Annotated in this window: 2 protein-coding genes and 1 pseudogene; 1 reads left to right on the plus strand and 2 read right to left on the minus strand. The window is 69.8% G+C overall.

Annotated features, from left to right (window positions below; genetic code table 11):
• The first annotated feature begins 17 nt into the window (after positions 1 to 17).
• The gene (locus K0M70_RS07230) at positions 18 to 896 is read left to right on the plus strand and encodes a YihY/virulence factor BrkB family protein (protein WP_290781036.1); all 879 of its coding nucleotides are present in this window, start codon (positions 18 to 20) and stop codon (positions 894 to 896) included.
• On the opposite strand, the gene K0M70_RS07235 is transcribed toward K0M70_RS07230, so the two are convergent.
• Positions 868 to 2,013: an NAD-dependent epimerase/dehydratase family protein gene (locus tag K0M70_RS07235; RefSeq protein ID WP_290781034.1), complete on the minus strand. Its 1,146-nt coding sequence runs from the start codon at positions 2,011 to 2,013 to the stop codon at positions 868 to 870. The genes K0M70_RS07230 and K0M70_RS07235 overlap by 29 nt on opposite strands.
• Positions 2,014 to 2,129: 116 nt before the next feature.
• Positions 2,130 to 2,606, minus strand: a pseudogene (locus K0M70_RS07240) (peptidase); the annotation flags it as partial.

Genomic DNA, 2,606 nt, shown 5'->3' on the forward strand with positions numbered 1-2,606 from the left:
AGCGTCGCCGAGACCGCCTGCAGCACCTCAGCCAGCGGCTGCAGGAAAGCCTGCCGGCGGCAATGCTGCGCCGCTTCATCGACACCGACCTGCTGGCGCACTCGGCCGCGCTGTCGTTCTACGCGCTGGTTTCGCTGGCGCCGCTGCTGCTGCTGGTGCTCTGGCTGACGGCGTCGCTGTATCCGTCGGCCCGGGAAGCCCTGCTGATGCAGATTTCCGCACTGGCCGGACCTCACGCCCGCGAGGTGGCCGGCACCGTGATCGAAAGCGCCCGTGCCCGTCCCGACCTGGGCTCGCTGGCCGGGCTGTGGAGCACGCTGCTGCTGTTCATCGGCGCAACGGTGGTGTTCGCACAGCTGCAGGCAACGCTCAACCGCGTGTTCGCCACCGCTACCGACGAACTGCCGGGCGGCGTGCTGGTCTGGCTGCGCAAACGCGTGTTTTCCTTCGGGGTGGTGTTCGCGCTGGGCTTCCTGCTGCTGGTGTCGATGATGTTGACCACGGCCATGCAGGTTCTGTTCGCCAGCCTGCCCTGGCTGGTGCCGGCGGTGGCGAACATGATCACCCTGCTGCTGTACCTGGTGGCGTTCGCCCTGCTTTACCGCTTCCTGCCGGACCGGCGCGTGCGCTGGCGGCAGGCCTTGTTCGGCGGTGCGCTGACTGCGGCCATGTTCGTGGCCGGGCGCTGGGCGATCGGGCTGTACCTGGCCTATGCCGCGCCGGGCAGCGCCTACGGCGCGTTCGGTACGCTGGTGCTGCTGCTGGTGTGGATTTACTACGCCGCCCTGGTGTTCTTCGTCGGGGCGCTGATGACGGCCGTCATCGACGAACGCGTTACGCGCAGGCCAGCGGCGCGGGACGACGCGCTCACGCCTGCTCCGCCCGCCAAGCCCTGAGCAGCTCGGCTTCTTTCTCCAGCGACACGCCCGCGCGTACTTCGGCCTGGCGCTCGGCGGGCAGGGTCCGGTACCAGGCCAGCAGGTCGGCCACCGTGGTGGCCAGCGGGCGGAAGGTGAGGCCGGCGGCCAGGGCGCGGGCGTTGCTCACCGCGCCGTAGCCCGAGTAAGGCGATCCGTTCCTGGGCACCCATATCGGCAGCGGCACCTGGTTTTTCTCGATGAAGGCCGGGCTCACGTGGGTGAAGCGGGCCGCGCCCCCGGTCACCGCGTGGCAGCCGTGCACCATCGCGTCGATGGTCAAGGCGTAGTCCGGGCCGCAGGCGTTGAAGGTTCCGGTGGTGCCGGCCTCGGCCAGGCGGATCATCCACTCGCCCAGGTCGCGGCCGTCGATCAGCTGCACGGTGTCCTGGCCGTCGCCGGGCACCAGCACTTCACCGCCTTGGGCGATGCGCTTGGGCCAGTAAGTGAAACGATCGGTTTCGTCGCGCGGGCCGACGATGTAGCCGGGCCGGACGATGGTGACCTTGTCGCCGAACTGTTCGCGCGCCTGCGCTTCGCTCAGCGCCTTGAGCGGACCGTAAAGGCCGCCCATGTCTGCCTGCAGCGACTGCATCGTCTCGGCCATGGCGTCCTTGCCCGCGTAGGTCGCCAGCGCGGCGTCTTCGGTCAGCCCCGGCCGGGAGCCGTCGGCATACACCGAGATGGTGGAGATGAACAGGTAATGCCCCACCCTGCCCCGGAGCACACGCCCGGCGTCGCGAACCCAGAACGGCAGGCTGGTGGGATTGTCGATGCAGACGTCCCACTGTCCGCCTTCCAGCGCCGACAGGTCACCGGTATTGCGATCACCGTGCAGCTGTTCCACCGAACCGGGCCATTCCGGTGAAGGTCGCTTGCCGCGATTGAAAAGCGTGACCTGATGGCCGCGCGCCAGCGCATAGCCCACCTGGAACGGGCCGGTGAACCCGGTGCCGCCGAGGATCAGGATGCGCAGCGGGCGGGCGGCCTTGGCGATGGCCGCTGCCGCCGGCTGCGCGCTGGCCAACGAAGGCAGTACCGATCCCGCCGCCGCCAGGGCGCCGAGTTTGAGCAGGTCGCGACGGGTGGTGGTCATGGGGCCTCTCCGGCAGGTCTGGAAGCCCGACAGTGACACCGCGCAGGCGCGGGCGCCTATGGCAGAAGTTGGGGAGGCGGCCCGCACCGGGCGCGGCCGCCCGCCCTGAACACACCCTAGGCGGAGCCAGTGGCCGCCAGTGCGAAGTCCAATGCGCCACGAACGGCCGCCACCTGCGCTTGGTTGCACTGGTCCGGCGTTGCCCGCGGGCTGTCGGGATAGACCTCGGTGGTGGTGCGGAAAGGGGCCGCGGTGACACCCGCGCACAGCCCCAATTCACGCACCGGGTAATTGATGACGCCCGGCTGCACGACGGGTTCGCCGATGATCTGGTCCTGGGCGTCGGCGGGGGCGATGTGCGTCACCTGGGCCACCGAAGCGATCACCGCGGCCTGGAACGCCGGCTGCGGGTCCTGCGTGTCCCCGACGGTGTAAAAGCCGTCGGGGATCTCGCCCGGGACGAAGGCATCGCCGTCGCGAGCGGCCTTGGCCGGCCGGAACTCGGACTCCTAGCTGTGGGTTGTTTTGTGGAGGGGGGTTGGGAGGACGCAAACCGCGCCCAGCGACGCCACCAGCCGCGTCAGCGCGGCCGA

It is taken from the genome of Arenimonas sp. (genome assembly GCF_019459675.1).
Classification (GTDB): domain Bacteria; phylum Pseudomonadota; class Gammaproteobacteria; order Xanthomonadales; family Xanthomonadaceae; genus Arenimonas.

Coding starts and splice junctions, on each gene's coding strand:
- K0M70_RS07235 (WP_290781034.1), bottom strand. CDS start 2,013: ATGACCACCACCCGTCGCGACCTGCTCAAACTCGGCGCCCTGGCGGCG.